Annotated in this window: 14 protein-coding genes, 1 tRNA gene and 1 pseudogene; 5 read left to right on the top strand and 11 right to left on the bottom strand. The window is 64.8% G+C overall.

The genetic code is table 11. From position 1 onward, the window contains the following. Positions 1-2: 2 nt before the first annotated feature. The gene (locus tag PQV96_RS13960) at positions 3-1,064 is read right to left on the bottom strand and encodes a diacylglycerol/lipid kinase family protein (protein WP_273623238.1); all 1,062 of its coding nucleotides are present in this window, start codon (positions 1,062-1,064) and stop codon (positions 3-5) included. 333 nt (positions 1,065-1,397) lie between these two features. Between PQV96_RS13960 and PQV96_RS13965 the strand changes: the two genes are divergently transcribed. Continuing rightward, complete coding sequence (locus tag PQV96_RS13965) at positions 1,398-2,249, top strand: phosphatase PAP2 family protein (protein ID WP_273623240.1); 852 nt, start codon at positions 1,398-1,400, stop codon at positions 2,247-2,249. An 11-nt stretch (positions 2,250-2,260) separates the two neighbouring features. Here PQV96_RS13965 and PQV96_RS13970 read toward each other — a convergent pair whose 3' ends face one another. The 8 genes from PQV96_RS13970 to PQV96_RS14005 form a co-directional block, all read right to left on the bottom strand. After that, positions 2,261-3,991, bottom strand: a complete 1,731-nt coding sequence (locus PQV96_RS13970; protein WP_273623242.1) for an acetyl/propionyl/methylcrotonyl-CoA carboxylase subunit alpha — start codon at positions 3,989-3,991, stop codon at positions 2,261-2,263. Between the two features lie 21 nt (positions 3,992-4,012). After that, positions 4,013-5,647, bottom strand: coding sequence for a 5-oxoprolinase subunit PxpB (pxpB, locus tag PQV96_RS13975; RefSeq protein WP_207374966.1), 1,635 nt, complete (start codon positions 5,645-5,647; stop codon positions 4,013-4,015). Between the two features lie 49 nt (positions 5,648-5,696). After that, positions 5,697-6,509: a putative hydro-lyase gene (locus tag PQV96_RS13980; protein ID WP_273623244.1), complete on the bottom strand. Its 813-nt coding sequence runs from the start codon at positions 6,507-6,509 to the stop codon at positions 5,697-5,699. Positions 6,510-6,541: 32 nt separating this feature from the next. Further along, a complete protein-coding gene (locus PQV96_RS13985; protein ID WP_207374965.1) occupies positions 6,542-7,309 on the bottom strand; it encodes a LamB/YcsF family protein in 768 nt (255 codons plus the stop codon). Between the two features lie 145 nt (positions 7,310-7,454). Next, positions 7,455-7,709 carry a hypothetical protein gene (locus PQV96_RS13990; RefSeq protein ID WP_207374964.1) on the bottom strand — a complete coding sequence of 85 codons (255 nt, stop codon included), beginning with the start codon at positions 7,707-7,709 and terminating at the stop codon, positions 7,455-7,457. 279 nt (positions 7,710-7,988) lie between these two features. Further along, positions 7,989-9,281, bottom strand: a complete 1,293-nt coding sequence (locus tag PQV96_RS13995; RefSeq protein WP_207374963.1) for a TRAP transporter large permease — start codon at positions 9,279-9,281, stop codon at positions 7,989-7,991. Between the two features lie 14 nt (positions 9,282-9,295). After that, positions 9,296-9,805: a TRAP transporter small permease gene (locus tag PQV96_RS14000; protein WP_207374962.1), complete on the bottom strand. Its 510-nt coding sequence runs from the start codon at positions 9,803-9,805 to the stop codon at positions 9,296-9,298. Between the two features lie 128 nt (positions 9,806-9,933). Further along, positions 9,934-10,896, bottom strand: coding sequence for a TRAP transporter substrate-binding protein (locus PQV96_RS14005; protein WP_066782942.1), 963 nt, complete (start codon positions 10,894-10,896; stop codon positions 9,934-9,936). A 372-nt stretch (positions 10,897-11,268) separates the two neighbouring features. Here PQV96_RS14005 and PQV96_RS14010 point away from each other — a divergent pair, with 372 nt between their 5' ends. Then, positions 11,269-11,973, top strand: coding sequence for a GntR family transcriptional regulator (locus PQV96_RS14010; RefSeq protein ID WP_409859334.1), 705 nt, complete (start codon positions 11,269-11,271; stop codon positions 11,971-11,973). 67 nt (positions 11,974-12,040) lie between these two features. Here PQV96_RS14010 and pcp read toward each other — a convergent pair whose 3' ends face one another. Then, on the bottom strand, positions 12,041-12,736 hold the full coding sequence (gene pcp / locus PQV96_RS14015) for a pyroglutamyl-peptidase I (RefSeq protein WP_066697479.1): 696 nt from the start codon (positions 12,734-12,736) through the stop codon (positions 12,041-12,043). Between the two features lie 245 nt (positions 12,737-12,981). On the opposite strand from pcp, the gene PQV96_RS14020 reads away from it, so the two are divergent. Then, positions 12,982-13,467, top strand: a complete 486-nt coding sequence (locus PQV96_RS14020) for a DUF4184 family protein (protein ID WP_207374961.1) — start codon at positions 12,982-12,984, stop codon at positions 13,465-13,467. Positions 13,468-13,623: 156 nt separating this feature from the next. Here PQV96_RS14020 and PQV96_RS14025 read toward each other — a convergent pair whose 3' ends face one another. Next, the gene (locus PQV96_RS14025) at positions 13,624-14,787 is read right to left on the bottom strand and encodes a pyridoxal phosphate-dependent aminotransferase (protein ID WP_273623247.1); all 1,164 of its coding nucleotides are present in this window, start codon (positions 14,785-14,787) and stop codon (positions 13,624-13,626) included. A 259-nt stretch (positions 14,788-15,046) separates the two neighbouring features. Between PQV96_RS14025 and PQV96_RS14030 the strand changes: the two genes are divergently transcribed. Both PQV96_RS14030 and PQV96_RS14035 read left to right on the top strand, forming a co-directional pair. Next, positions 15,047-15,134, top strand: a tRNA-Ser gene (locus PQV96_RS14030). A 251-nt stretch (positions 15,135-15,385) separates the two neighbouring features. Further along, positions 15,386-15,951 (top strand): annotated as a pseudogene (locus PQV96_RS14035) (SDR family oxidoreductase); the annotation flags it as partial. Positions 15,952-16,044 lie beyond the last annotated feature (93 nt).

Genomic DNA, 16,044 nt, shown 5'->3' on the forward strand with positions numbered 1-16,044 from the left:
GTTCAGGCAGGCGCCAGCGCAGGTTCGGGCAAGGGTTGCGCGGCGGCGGGTGGTGTATTGGCAGAGTCGCGTTGCGGCAAATGTTCCAGCTGCGTTGGCGCCACCAGCCACAGCGGCCGCGTGTGTAGCGAAAAGCACAGAGGCGCTTTCATGCGCTCGCGCTCGCCATCAAAAGCCACCTTCACGCTGGCCTTGCGCCACCCAGCGGGCGCCACACTCAGCTCGGCACAGGCCAGGCTTTGCACGGCCGGGTCGCCCTCCAGCTGGCCGGTGGCGGCGCGCCATACCGTGCGAGCCATGGCCCAACGGCTTTGGGGTTTGAGCAACACCACGGCCAGCAGTCCGCCCTGCGCCACCGATTCGGCCTGCGCCAAACCCACCTGTTCCAGTTGCAAGGGGTTATTGCCCACAAACAGCGTGGTGACTTCGTGTTCCTGCTCTTGCATCTGATTTCCCTGGCGGGTGCGCACCACCACGCGCCAGCGCCTCCGGGCAGAAGGGCGCAGCATGCTCCACACCACAGCGGCCATGGCCACCGCGCGAGAGCGGCCCAGCTTGCGCGTGGCCTGCTCGCGCTCTGCCAACAAACGGGGGTACAGCCCCACGCTGGCGTTCACCAAAAATACCCGATCATTCACAAAGCCGACCTGCACCGGCCGCAACTCGCCCGCGCGCAGGGCCTCCAGCAGTTGCAGCACGGCGGCTTCGGCGTCCAGCTCCAAGCCTTGCTCGCGGCTGAAATAGTTGAAAGTGCCCATGGGCACCACGCCCATAGGCACACCGGCACGCAAGGCGGCTGCGGCCACCGCGTTGATGGTGCCATCTCCACCCGCCGCCACCAGCAAACCAGCGTTATCGCGTGCAGCCTCTGCTGCGTGATCCGCCAATTGAACGATATCTCCCCGCTCACGAGGTATGTGCCACACCACGGGATGGTCGTGCTGGGCAAAGGCACCACTCAGCTTTGCGCGCACCAGATCCAGATCGGCCCCTGGCCGCAGTGGAACCACCACATGGATGGGACTGTGGTGATGAAGGATCATGGGACTGTGCAAATCGGTCATGGGGATGAAAAGCGTGGTGGGCGTAACGATGCCTGTGTGGCCAAAGACCCGACAGAGGGCCGATATTCAATGATCACAGCGCAGTGGCTACAGCGCAGCCAGCAGGCGGCGCCTTGGTGCGTCGGCGTGCGCCTACAGACAGCATTCCGCCTCGCAGCACTAAACCCTGTGATCGCAACGGGCCACCCCTTACTGGGGTAAAACACCACGCTGCCGAAAGCTGCACGGGCTGGCCATTCGCTTGGCTGAAGACGATTCCAGTGCATCCGCTGGGTACGCAGTAACAACCCGTCCCGGCACCGGCTCTCTTCCCCCCAAAAGACCTTTGAATCCATGGACCTGGACACCCTCGCCACCACTGTTGCCCGCCACCCCAATGCCCTTTGGCTGCTGGGAATGACTGCGGGCGCCTTGCTGGGCAGTGGCGCCTTGTGGGCCTTGAAAACCCTGCGCCACCGCCCCTCGCCTGTGCGCCACCGCCCCTCGCCCGTACGGCATTTGCTTCACGCCGCCAGCGCCACCACCGTGATGCTGCTGAGCATGGCCGCAGCCGCTTGCGCCCTGCTGGCCGGGGGTGCGCTGATGGCAGAGCTGGCCGAGGGCTGGCAGCGCACGGGCACCTGGAGCCGGGTGGACGAAGGCATTGCGCAGCAACTGCGCCTGCATGCAGACATGGCGGCCCTGCGGTGGTTTGGCGCACTCACCCACATGGGAGACACTGCCGTGCTGACCACGCTGACCCTGGCGGTGACGGGCGCCCTGTGGTGGCGCAGGCACCGCTTGCTGGCCGTGGGCTGGCTTGTGGCCATGGCGGGCAATGGGCTGCTGACCAAAATTTTTAAAGACGTGTTTGCCCGCGTGCGGCCCGAGCATGTGCATGGGGCAGCGCAGGCCGATGGGTTCAGCTTTCCCAGCGGCCACAGCAGCGCGTCACTCGTCGCCTATGCCATGCTGGCCTACTTGGCCGTGCGGCTGCTGCCACGGGCATGGCACATACCCGCCGTTTGCTGTGCGGGCGCGCTGATCTTCACCACCGGCTGGAGCCGCGTGGTGCTGCATGTGCGCTACGTGAGCGATGTGCTCGCGGGCTGGGTGCTGGGCGGCACCTGGATGGTGTGCACCGTGCTCATCATGGACAGCATGGCGCGCTGGCGGGGCGCGCCCGCCGCCCTGGCGCGGCAGTAAGACGGCGCGCCTCAGGCGATTCGGGCAATCACCGCACCCAGCGCTTGTGCGGTGCCCGCCGCTGCCGCCAAGGCCACTCGCCCAGCGCGGTGAGCCGTCACCTGCATCTCCATCTTCATGGCTTCCATCACGGCGATGACATCGCCCTCTTGCACCATGTCGCCGTCGGCCACCTTCCAGGCGTGCAGATTGCCGGCGATGGGCGAGGTGACGGCGGCGGCATCCACCGCGGCCTCTGCCGGTGCTGCGGCACTAGCGCCCTGCCCGCCTGCTGCCGCCAAGCCTTGTAGCAGCACCGCTGGCAGGCCCAGTTGCACGCGGCGGCCGTCGATCTCGATGGCGGTGCGCAGCAAGCTGGTGTCTGCCGCAGGCACGGCCCGTACGGCGGCGGCCAGTGGGGTGGCAAAGTCGGATTCGATCCAGCGGGTGTGCACCTTGAAGCCCTCTGCCCCCACAAAGTCGGGGTGGTCAATGACGGCACGGTGAAAGGGCAGCACCGAAGCCACGCCTTCGATCTGGAACTCGCGCAGCGCACGGCGCGCGCGGGCCAGGGCCTGTTCGCGCGTGGCGCCGGTGACGATGAGCTTGGCCATGAGCGAATCAAACGTGCCGGGCACTACGGAGCCCGTCTGCACGCCCGTATCCAGCCGCACGCCGGGGCCTGAGGGGGCATCAAAGCGCTGCACCGGGCCAGGTGTTGGCAAGAAGCCCCGGCCCACGTCTTCGGCATTGATGCGAAACTCGAACGAGTGACCCAGCGGCGCGGGCGTTTGCGTGATGGACAGCGGCAGCCCATCGGCCACGCGCAGTTGCTCCACCACCAGGTCCACGCCCGTGGTCTGCTCGGTCACGGGGTGCTCCACCTGCAGGCGGGTGTTGACCTCCAGGAACGAGATGGCGCCGCTTTGGCTCAGCAAAAATTCCACCGTGCCCGCACTCACATATCCTGCAGCGGCGCAGATGTCGCGTGCGGCGGTGTGGATGCGTTCACGCTGTGCGTCGCTCAAAAATGGCGCAGGGGCCTCTTCCACCAGCTTCTGGTTGCGCCGCTGCAGCGAGCAGTCGCGCGTGCCCAGCACCACCACGTTACCGTGCGTGTCGGCCAGCACCTGGACCTCGATGTGGCGGGGCTTGTCGAGGAACTGCTCCACAAAGCACTCGCCCCGGCCAAAGGCCGTGACGGCTTCACGCACGGCAGATTCATACAGCTCGGCCACTTCGTCCATGCGCCAGGCGATCTTCATGCCGCGCCCGCCGCCGCCAAACGCGGCCTTGATGATGATGGGCAGGCCGTTTTGCTCGGCAAAGGCCAGCACCTCGTTCGCGTCTTTCACCGGGTCGGGCGTGCCCACCACCAGCGGTGCGCCCACTTGCAGTGCAATCTTGCGTGCAGACACCTTGTCGCCCAGTTGGGCGATGGTGGCGGGGCGTGGGCCAATCCAGGCCAGGCCTGCATCGATCACAGCCTGGGCAAAAGCGGCATTTTCCGAGAGGAATCCGTAGCCGGGGTGCACCGCGTCCGCTCCGCTCTTTTGGGCGATGACCAGGAGCTTTTCGACGTTGAGGTAGGTATCCGCAGGGCGGTCACCATCCAGCCCATAGGCTTCATCGGCCATGCGGGCGTGCAGCGCGTCGATATCGGCATTGGCGTACACCGCGACGGACTTCACGCCGTAGTCGGCACAGGCGCGGGCGATGCGGACGGCGATCTCGCCCCGGTTGGCAATCAAGACTTTTTTCATCAGAAACTTTCCAAAGATTTGTCAGGAAGTGGACGCGCCGCTTTCCGGCACCAACTCCGCAAACGGCTGAATCGGGTTGAACCGCAACCACGCCCCCACGGGGATCTGCCCCGCACGGTCAAGGTGGTACGGCGCCACGCAGCCGATGACCGGGTAGCCGCCCGTGAGCGGGTGGTCGGCCAGAAACAGCACGGGCTGGCCGCTGGGCGGCACCTGCAGGGCACCCAGGGCCGTGCCTTCGCTGGGCAGTTCGCCGGTGATGGCACGGTCCAGGGGCATCTCGCCCGCCAGGCGCAGGCCCACGCGGTTGGACTGGGGCGTGACCTGCCAGCGCTGCGCGGCAAAGCGGGCGATGGCCTCGGGCGTGAACCAGTCGGTGCGCGGGCCCATCACCACGTCCAGCACCACTTCGTGTTCGAGAGTGGGCAAATCAGCAGGCGGCAGCTCGGGGGCGGCTACCACGCTGGTGGCAGGCGCGGGCCGCACGGCCAGCCAGTCGCCCACGGCCACGGGCGCGGGGCCGACATGGGCCAGGGTGTCGGTGGCGCAGCTGCCCATCACGGGCGCTTCGGCAAAGCCGCCGCGCACGGCCAGGTAGCAGCGGGCGCCTGCGGTGGGTTGGCCCACGGCCAGCGTGTCGCCATCAGCCAGGGCCACAGGTTCGTAACGCGGCACAGGCCAGCGCTGGCCGTCGGCCGTGGTCAGTGTCAGCACGGCATCGGCCCCGGTGACGGCCACCACGTTATCGCCCACGCTGCGCAGTTGCAGGCCGCCGCCCACGGTCTCCAGCGCGGCCAGGTGGCTGGCATTGCCCACGAGGCGGTTGGCGGCCTTGAGGGCCGCCTGGTCCATGGCCCCCGACGCCGAAACGCCCTGCCCGGCCTGGCCATGGCGGCCCAGATCCTGGAAGACCGTGAGCAGGCCCGTGGCGCGCACCTGCAGCGCGGTTTGCCCGGCGGCCAAGTGGTGCTGCGTGCGGCCAGAGGGTTTGGGGTCTTTTTGGCCTACAGCGCTTTCTGCATCAGCGCTAGCAGCTATGTTTTTAGTAGCAATATCCACAAAGCGCACGCGGTAGCCGGGCTGTAGCAAGGCAGGTTGCGCGCGAGTGATGTCCCACATGGCCACGGGGGTGGTGCCGATGATTTGCCAGCCACCGGGGCTGGCCTGCGGGTACACGCCGCTGAAGGTGCCCGCCAACCCCACAGAGCCTGCGGGCAGGCGCGTGCGCGGGGTGCTGCGGCGTGGCACGTTCAGGCTGGGGTGGCCGCCGCTCAGGTACGCAAAGCCGGGCGCAAAGCCGGTGAAAGCCACGGTGTACTCGCTGCCCGTGTGGCGCTGCACCACTTCATCGGCGGTGATGCCCAGAATCTGCGCCACCTCGGCCAGGTCTTCGCCGTTGTAATGCACGGGGATTTCGATCAGCGTGTCGCTGCGCTCGGCGCCCTGCGTCAGGCTGCGCGCAGCTATGTCCTGCACCAAGGTTTCGGCCCGGGTGGCCGAGGCGCGGTACTCCACCAGAATGGTCCGCGCAGCGGGGACCAGCTCCTCCACGCCGTGGGGAGGATGCCGCTGTAGCGACGCGAGCAAAGCCAGGGTCTGGTCCAGATCGGCCAGCTCTACCAGCAGCGCGTTGTGGGTCACAGGCAAGAAGCGCAAAACAGTGTCTCCAGATTGCAGAGGGGCGTTGGACGTTGAGCGTTGGCGCTTACACGTGGTAGGCGCTGTCGGGCACGTCCGAGACAAACATGTGCCCTGGCGCGTGGGTCACCGCAAAAGGCACGCGCGATGCCATCACGGCGGCCTGGGGTGTGACGCCACAGGCCCAGAACACGGGCACCTCGCCGGGCTCGATGCGCACCGGGTCGCCAAAGTCGGGGCGCTGCAGGTCTGCAATGCCCAGCGCTGCGGGGTCGCCCACATGCACTGGCGCACCATGCACCGACGGGAAGCGCCCGGAGATCGACACCGCGTCTGCCACGCGGTGTGCCGGAATGGGCCGCATCGACACCACCATGTCGCCATGCAGCCGCCCGGCCGGGCGGCAGGCGCGGTTGGTGCGGTACATCGGCACGTTGCACCCCTGCTCGATATGGCGCACCTCGATGCCAGATTCTTGCAAGGGCGTCTCGAAGGTGAAGCTGCAACCGATGAGGAAGGTGACCAGATCGGGGTGCTCTTGCCACAGCGGCCGGGCGTCACTCACCTCCTCCACCAGCTGGCCGTCGCGCCAGACGCGGTACAGCGGAATGTCCGTGCGCACGTCGGCACCTTCGGCCAGCAGCGTGCGGTGGTCGCCCGCTTCGATCACGTCAAGCACCGGGCAGGGCTTGGGGTTGCGCTGGGCATAGAGCAGAAAGTCCCAGGCCCATTCGCGCGGCAGCGCAATCATGTTGGCCTGCGTCATGCCGGGGGCAATGCCGGCTGTGGGCTCAACCTTGCCTTCACGGTAGGCCTGCCGGGCAGCGCGGGCCTGGCGCAGGGCGGCTTGCAGGGATGGGTTTTGGTAGGTGGTTGGCATTGGAAATCCTGTGAGTGATCAGGCCAAGGGTTTCATGCAGGGTCTACAAAGGAGCGCAGCACCACGCCGTCTTGCTCCAGGGCGGCGCGCACGGCTTGCGCCATCTCCACCGCACTGGCGCTGTCGCCGTGCACACAGATGGACTGGGCATCGACACGCGCCAGGCTGCCGTCGATGGCTTCGACCACGCCCTCACGCACCAGGCGCAGCATGCGCTGGGCTACCAGCGTGGCATCGTGCAACACGGCCCCTTTTTCACGGCGCGACACCAGCGTGCCTTCGGGCGTGTACGCACGGTCGGCGAAGGCCTCTCCCACCACTGTCAGGCCAGCGTCGCGGGCCCACTGCACCACCGGGGCACCGGCCAAGGCGACCAGCACCAGCGTGGGATCCACCGCCCGCACGGCGGCGATGACGGCTTTGGCCTGGCGCTCGTCGTGGGCGATGGTGTTGTAGAGCGCGCCGTGCGGCTTGACGTAGCGCACCCGCGTGCCAGCGGCCGTGGCCAGCCCTTGCAGCGCGCCAATCTGGTACATCACGTCGGCCTGCAGCTCGGCGCTGGTCACATCCATGTTGCGGCGGCCAAAGCCAACCAGGTCGGGGTAAGACACGTGGGCCCCTACCGTCACGCCCTGCGCCACTGCGCCACGCAATGTGGCCAGAATGCCCGCAGGGTCGCCCGCATGAAAGCCACAGGCCACGTTGGCGCTGGTGACCACGCGCAGGATCGCCTCGTCATCGCCCATGCGCCAGGCGCCAAAACTCTCGCCCAGGTCGCTGTTCAAGTCCATCGTCGTCATTGGCTGTTTTCCTTCTGCTTGTCTCAAGCCTTCTGTCTCAGGCCTTCTGTCTCAGGCCTGTTGTCTTGACGCCCCGGCCTACATGCCGGTGGAGCGTGGGGATGAATCATCCCAGCAAAGCCATCATTGTCAATCAATAAAACATTTATTGTTCAACAATATAAGTTAAATCACCCCACAAAATTTCACCAACCCCAGCCCCCCAGCGGGAGCCCCCCATGGCCATGTTCAGCGGCATGGCCTGGTCTTGCAAGCTTTGGGCCGCGGCAGTGCCCTTCTCCGCCCAAGCCGCATTTTGCCGGGTGACTTCATCCAGCGCCGTCACCGCGCGGCTGGCCCGGGCGATGTCATCGCTCTGCCCAAGGCTGGCAAGGCTCAGGCCCGAGAGGATCTGCGCCACGCTGTCCACCGCCTCAGACGTCGTGGCGCCCGCGCGGCCGGCCAGGCTGCGCACCTCCCCGGCCACCACGGCAACCCCCCGCCTTGTTCGCCTGCACGCGCGGCCTCTACCGTCGCATTGCGCGCCAGGGTGTTAGGCATGGCCACCGACGCAGGCCGGCGCAGGCCGACGATTCCAAAGACGGAAGACGGTCCATGGAACATCTCGGGGTTGGGTCAAACCGATGACGTGCCGACACAGAGCAGGCACTCCTCGTTCACTGTGGCAATTCAGGCAGGTTCACATGCGCGATGGCAGCCACAGCACAATTTCAGGCACTGCGTACAGCATCAATACCGCAGCCATCAGCACAAAGAACATCGGCGCTGCGGCGCGCGCAATCCATCCAATATCGCGCTTGGTCAGCCCCTGGATCACAAAGAGGTTCAATCCCACGGGCGGCGTGATCTGCGCCATCTCCACCACCAGCACGATGAAAATGCCAAACCAGATCAGGTCATACCCTGCGGCTTCCACGGTGGGCAGCAGCACGGCGATCGTGAGCACCACCATCGAGATGCCGTCCAGGAAGCAGCCCAGCACGATGAAGAAGACTGTCAGCATCATCAGCAGCGCAAACGGCGAGAGGTGCAGCGAGCCAATCCACTCGGCAAGGTGGCGCGGCAGGCCGATGAAGCCCATGGCCAGCGTGAGGAAGGCCGCCCCGGCAAGGATCAGACCGATCATGCAGTACACGCGGCAAGCGCTGATCAGGCCTTCCTTGAACTTTTGCCAGCTCAGCGATCCTTCCCACGCAGCCAGCCCCAGTGCACCGGCCACGCCCAGAGCGGCTGCCTCGGTGGCCGTAGCAATGCCGCTGTAGATACCGCCCAGGACCAGACCGATCAGGATCACGGCAGGGATCAGGTGGCGGGACTCATAGATCTTCTGCATGAAGGTCATGGACATGTCCGACGCAGGCACCTGGTCGCGATGGAACAGTGCCCAGATGGCGATGTAACCCATGAAGAGCCCCGCCAGCATCAGCCCAGGAAACACGCCCGCCAGAAACAGCTTGGCAATCGAAACGTTGGCCGCCACGCCGTACACGATCATGATGATCGACGGAGGAATGAGCAGCCCCAGCGTGGCCGCACCAGCCAATGTGCCCACGGCCATCGCGTCGGGATAACCGCGCTTTTGCAGCTCAGGCAAGGTCATCTTGCCGATCGTGGCGCAGGTGGCCGCCGACGAGCCGGAGATGGCGGCAAAAATGGTGCAACCCACCACGTTGGTGTGCAGCAGCCGCCCAGGCAGCTTGTCCATCCACGGCGCCAGGCCCCGGAACATGCTGTCCGACAGCTTGCTTCGAAACAGGATTTCGCCCATCCACAAAAACAGCGGCAAGGCTGTCAGCGTCCACGCAGAGCTGGCACCCCAGATGGTCAGCATCATGCTGTCGCCCACCGGCCGGCTGGTGAACAGCTCCATTCCTATCAGGCCCACGGCCAGCAGGCCCAGGCCAATCCACATGCCTGCGCCGAGCACGGCAAACAGGGCCACGATCAATACCACGGCAGCCATCATGTCCATGATGTTCTCCTTGTTTACTCAGCCACCGAGCCGGGGCCCGCAATGAACCACTCACGACCCCGCAGCCGCGCCACGATCGCATCCAGAAACGCCAGCGCAAACGCCACACAACCAATGGCCATGCACAGCTGCGGAATCCACAGCGGCGTGGCGTCGGCCGATGGAGAGACGTCGTGCGTGATGTATGACAGCCACACGGCACGCACGGCATACCAGGCCAGATAGCCCGACAGCAGCAGGGCGGCAATCAGCGCGCCCCATTCAAAGACGGCCCGCGCTTTGGCACCCAGGCGATCCAGGACCAGAGTCACGCGGATGTGATCTCCATGCAGCAGCGCCGTGGGCAATGCAAAAAACAGGGTGGCAGCGATGGCATAGCCTGCGTAGGCATCCAGCCCCTGGATATCAATGAACGTCACCTGCCGGGCCAAGATGCCCAGCAACACAATGACAAAGGCGGCCACCATGGACACGCAAGCGAGTCCGATGAGCAGGCGATACAAATGACGGACGAGCTGACCCATGGCGGACTCCAGGCGTACGCAGTGCGTGAATGAGGTGAAAAGAAAGAGGAACCCGGCCCTGCATCGCGGACAACGCACCGACGCGGGTCTCGCCGGGGGCCTGTGGCGCCCCGGTTCGGTCAAGCCGATCAGCGCTTGCGGTAAGCGTCCACGATGGCTTTGCCATCGGCGCCCGCGTTCTTGATCCATTCTTCGGTCATGGTGTCGCCGATCTTGGCGAATTCGGCCTTCAGCGCCGCAGACGGCTCGGCAATCACCATGCCCTTGGCGGCGAGTTCCTTCAGGTACTCCTTGTCCAGGCGTTCGCTGGTTTCCCAGCCACGCTTTTCAGCGGCAGCGGCAGCCTTCATCACGGCCTCCTGCGTGGGCTTGTCGAGCGCGTCAAAGGCTTTTTGGTTCACCACCGTGGCATTGCGCGGCAGCCAGGCGTTCACGGTGTAGAAGTACTTGACCTGTTCGTACAGCTTGCTTTCCACGCCGCTGGCCGACGAGGTGAGGAAGTTGTTGACCGTGTTGGTCGCCAAGGCCTGTCCCAGCTCGGACAACTGAATCGTCACAGGCTGCGCCTTGAGCAACTGCGCAATGCGCGTCGATGCGGGGTTGTAGGCGCGCATCTTGGTTCCGGCAAAGTCCGACGGTGCCTGGATGGGCTTGTTGGAGTACAGCGACTGGCCGGGCCACGGCACGCTGAACAGAAGCTTCATGCCTTGCGAAGCGAGCAGCTTTTCTTGCGCTGGCCTGGCGGCCTGGTACAGACGCCACGCTTCAGCGTACGAAGTGGCCAGGAACGGGACAGAGTCCACGCCGTACAACGCGTTTTCGTTGGCAGCGCCCGACAGGATGAACTCGGCCGAAGGCACTTGGCCCGTCTGCACCGCACGCTTGATTTCGTTGGCCTTGTAGAGCGAGCCACCGGGGTGCAAGGTGATCTTGAGCTTGCCGCCCGTCAGCTCATCGACCTCTTTGGCGAACTGCTGGTTGTTCTGGGTCTGGAAGGTGTTGGCGGCATAACCGGTGGGCAAATCCCACTTCACCTGGGCATGAGCGGCTCCGGCCACAACCAGGGCGAGCGACAAAAGGCTGCGTTTCATGAAATGACTCCTTAAAAAACTCACAGAAACCGATGGTGGGTCCGTCCGTGCAACCCTTACGCGCCAGCGCAGAAAGGGCCATACGTTCAAGCCAATGCATCAAATAATGGATGAATAAAGACAACTTGGCAATGCAAAATGCATACCAACGTTCTTTGGCACCAAATCATTTGTCATTGCATTGATCTTATATTGTTGAACAATATATGCACCACCTGTGATCAGTAGTTACCCTATCTAAGCGCCTGCAAGGTGCACTGTTGCACCCATGTCGTGCACAGATGTGCCAGCCCTTGCCACACCCACCACCCGCCCCGCCAGAGAGCGAGCCGCGCGGCGCGCGTTTGCAGCAGGCGCCGCAGATACACTCGGATGACCGCACGCCCCTTCGATCGCCCCATGCCCAGCCCGTCTGACACCCTGCTCAATCTCTCTGACCGCATTGCCGAGCAGATGCGCCAAAAAATCGTGCATGGGGAATTCGCGCCCGGCCAGCGGCTGTCGGAGGCCGCACTCAGCGAGCACTTGCAGATCTCGCGCAACACGCTGCGCGAAGTATTCAGGCTGCTGACCAAAGAGGGTTTGCTGCGCCATGAGCCCAACCGGGGCGTGTCGGTCGCCGTGCCCAGCATCGCCTCCATCATTGACATCTACCGGGTGCGCCGACTCATAGAGTGTCAGGCGATGGCCCAGGCCTACCCCCGCAACCCCGCCATCCAGCACATGCGCCGCGCCGTAGAGGCCGGGCAAACATGCCGCGACAACGCCGACTGGCAAGGCGTGGGCACCGCCAACATGGAGTTCCACATGGCCATCGTGGAGCTGGCCGACAGCGAGCGGCTGAACACCATGTTCGCCCATCTGCTGGCCGAATTGCGCCTGGCATTTGGCCTGCTCAACGACCCCGAGTTCCTCCACGCCCCGTATGTGGAGATGAACGTCAAGATCCTGGAGCTGTTTGAAGCGGGCAAATTGGCCGAAGCCGCCGCCGCACTCAACGACTACTTGGTGCACTCCGAACGCATCGTGCTGGCCGTGTATGCACGGCGCATTTCAGACGGCGGTCAGCCCAAGTAGCCACACGCCACCAGCGCGCTGCTTTTGGCTCAGAACCTGTTCAAAGGCGCGGGGCGCGGGCAGGCTTTCAGTGCAAAGCGCCGCCCACTTCGCGCACATCGTCTGCCACGGACAATGCTGTTTCTATGGCCACCTGCAACCCGCGCACCTGCGTGGCCAAAGCCATGCTTGGCATACCCGGGTGGCGCGCAGCCAGCTCGGGCAGCGCAGGCACATGGATGAATCCTCCACGCGCCTCGCGGGCCTGCGGGCGGCCATCCTTCGTGGTGGCCTGTGCCAAATGGTGCATCAGCGCATAAAAAACGTGGTTGCACACAAAGGTGCCCGCCGTGTTGGACACAGACGCCGGAATGCCCTCGGTACGCAGATTGCGCACCATGGCTTTGATGGGCAGCGTTGAAAAGTAGGCCGTAGGCCCTTGCAACTGCACCGCCGTGTCCACAGGCTGGCGGCCCGCGTTGTCTGGGATGCGCGCATCGTCCACATTGATGGCCACCCGCTCGGGTGTGATCTCGCTGCGCCCGCCCGCCAGGCCCAGGCAAATCACCAGCACGGGCTGCCACTGCGCGATGGCCGCCTGCAGACGCACCACAGCATCGCCAAAGACACAGGGCAACTGCGCCGCTCGCACCTCGAAGGCATCACCTGCACGGCCCATAACTGCAGGCTGCCACCTGTCCAGCGCGCGGGCCACTTCCCACGAGGGGTTGAGCGGGTCTTGGTCGAACGGTTCAAAGCCTGTAAGCAATACGTGGTGGGTCATGGCAGGTAGCAAGCGGCGAAATTTAAAGCATCTCCCGAGATCCTGTGCCATTTGCACAGGCGGTTGGCTGAGCATACGCTGCAGGAATGCCCCCGTGCCAGCACATAGCGAGCCGACCGCCACACACCTCAAGTGTTGACAGCCTGCGGTAATGGCCCGTCCCCATCCGCCGACGGCCGACCCTTGGTCTGCAATGGCACACTGCTGCGGAACCACCGTACTCCCTACTGAAAGCCTGCAACCCCATGCCCTTCACCCCTTTCCACATGGGCGCTGGCCTGGCCCTCAAGGCCGTGGCCGGGCGCCACTTCAGTGTGCTCACCTTCGGCATTGCCCAGGTGGCGATGGACATTGAGCCCCTGGTGGGCATGCTGCGCGGCGCCGCCGTGCTGCATGGGCCCACGCACACCTACTTGGGCGCGGTGCCCATCGCGCTGGCCACGGCAGTGCTGGCGCCCTGGCCGTGCCGCCCACTGTTAAAGCGATGGAATCAGGAGGTCACCCACTACCGCGCGCCATGGCTGGCTGAAGACGAACGGTGGAAGCCCCGCACCGTGCTGCTCAGCGCGCTGGCCGGGACCTGGTCGCATGTGTTGCTCGACAGCGTGATGCACGCCGACATCACACCCTGGGCGCCGTGGACGGACGCCAATGGCCTTTATGCGTGGATACCGCTGCCCACCCTGCACGCGCTGTGCATGGCAGGCATGGCGGGCGGCGCGGCGGCGTGAATGCTGGGGCGTTGGCTAGGGCGGAAACGCACGCCTTCGCGGCCGACCTGCCGGCCGCCCGCAGTGGTCATTCAAGCCCTGCGGGCCGCACCCGATGCTCTGCCGATGTGCAAGGCCTTGCGCCGCCGGAGGGGCGGGCCAACAAATCAGCGCCAGTCACTGCTTTTCAAGCCACTCCTTCAATCGCCGCACACCCTCCACCAGCCGCGTGGGGTCCTTGGAGGCAAAGCACCAGCGCAGCCAACCCCGCCCTTCCGGGCCAAACGCATCGCCGGGGGCCAGGCCAATTCCCGCCTCGGCCACCAGCCGCTTGGCCACCGCCATGGAATCATCGAACCCCTCGATGCGGAAGAAGGCGTACATGCCGCCTCGCGCCGAGGCCACCTGCACGCCCGGCACTTGCGCGAGCAAAGGCACCAGCGTGTCGCGGCACTGCTTGAAATGCGCCACGATGCGAGGCGTGATCTCTTTGCGGTGGGCCAGCGCCGCCAGGGCCGCGCGCTGGGTAAACACGCTGGCACACGAGGTGTTGAACTCAATGAGCTTACCCATAGCATCGGCCAGCGATGCCGGCAGCACCAGCCAGCCCATGCGCCAGCCGGTCATCAAAAAGCTCTTGGAAAAGCTGTGCGCTACCAGCAGGCGGTCTTCAGGCTCGGCAATGTCCAGAAAGCTGGGGGCGCAGCCGTGGGGGGTGGGCTCGTAATAAAGCTTTTCGTACACTTCGTCCGCCAAAATCCACGTGCCCGTGCGACGGCAATGCGCCAGGATTTGCTGCTGCTCTTCGCGGGTCAGCGTCCAGCCCGTGGGGTTGTTGGGCGCATTCACGATCAGCAGCCGCGTGCGCTCGGTGATGGTCTGGAGCAGCCCAGGCAAGTCCAGCCCCCAGGCACCGCCCTGCGGCCGCAGTGGCACGCAACGCACCTGCGCTCCCATGATGGTGGGTTGCGCCACCAGGTTGGGCCATACGGGGGTAATGATCACGGCTTCATCCCCGGCATCCACCAGCGCCTGCACGGCCAGCATGAGTGCGCTGACCCCGCCCGAGGTAACGACGATGCGGTTGGCGTCCACCTCCGCCGAAGGGCGCGATTCCCGGGTGTACTGCGCCAGCGCCTCGCGCAGCTCGGGCAGGCCACAGTTCTGCGCGTAAAAGGTTTCGCCACTTTGCAGCGACTCGATGGCCGCGTTGCGAATCACATTGGGCGTGACCTCATCACTCTCACCAAACCAGAAGGCCAACACATCTTTGCGCCCCATGCCGGCGTTGGCGATCTCGCGGATCTTGGATGCTTCGAGCTGGGCGATGACTGGGCGCATGCAACGGGTTCCTTCAACAAACAACAAATAAGAAAACGCACAGCCCCGCAAGAGCCAGACGCTGTGCCTACCACCAATGTAATGGGCGCCACCACCGGCGGGCGCTCCCTGCGGTGGGTTGTTGAGTCTGCGACTGGGCTAACGTGCGGTGACCCGCTCGCAAGACTCCGCCAAAGCGGCGCTCCAACCCAAGGCCATGCGGCTAACGGCATACTCTGCAAAAAACAGGCCAGCGAGCGGCTAGAATACGCGGCTATCCGGAGACTTGGGTGAGTGGTTTAAACCAGCAGTCTTGAAAACTGCCGACGGGCAACCGTCCGTGAGTTCGAATCTCACAGTCTCCGCCATAGGCCCAGCATTCATGCGGGTTACAAGGTGATTCACCATCGCTACCCCCCATGAAACCCGCCAAAACCAAAACAGGTAGAGGCAAGCGCAAAAATGCCCCAGAAATGGGGCTTTGTTGTTTCTGGCGATCACATCGCCCGGTAAACCTGCTCTACGTACCCAGCCACCCGTAACCCTGCGGCCTCCAGGCTGGAAACGTCGCGCCAGTCGCCCCGGCCCGAATCGTCCACGCTCAGAGCCCCATCCATGCGACGCGGCTGCGGTGGAGGCGCTGTTTGCCCAGACGGTTGAGCAGTTGGGGCGCGTCGATGTGCTGTTCAACAACGCGGGCCGGGGCAACCCGCCTGGCGAGTTCACCGAGTGGACGGCCGAGCAGTGGCGGGAGGTGGTGGACTTCAACCTCAACGGCATGTTTTTCTGCATGCAGCAAGCGTTTCGCGTGATGCGTGCGCAGTCGCCGCAGGGCGGGCGCATCATCAATAACGGATCGATCTCGGCGCACGCGCCGCACCCCAATTCCATCGCTTATACCGCCAACAAGCATGCCGTGATGGGGCTGACCAAAACCGGCGCCCTGGATGGCCGCAGTACAACATTGCCGTGGGGCAGATTGATATTGGCAACGCTTTGACGGACCTGGCCTCGCGCATGGGCAAGGGCGTGCCGCAGGCCAATGGCGAGATCGCGGTGGAGCCGCTGATCGACGTGGCGATTGTGGGTGAATCGGTGCGCTACATGGCCAGCCTACCGCTGGAGGCGAATGTGCTTTTCCACACTGTGATGGCGACCAAGATGCCTTTTGTGGGGCGCGGCTAAGGCAGCCTGAGCCCTCTGCGCTTTGGCCTTGACGCTGGCGAGCACGGCCTGCAGGCATCGTGGTGCACGACAAGCCGAGCGGTGTTTACGCCC

The organism is Acidovorax temperans, assembly GCF_028596105.1.
Taxonomy (GTDB): domain Bacteria; phylum Pseudomonadota; class Gammaproteobacteria; order Burkholderiales; family Burkholderiaceae_C; genus Acidovorax; species Acidovorax temperans.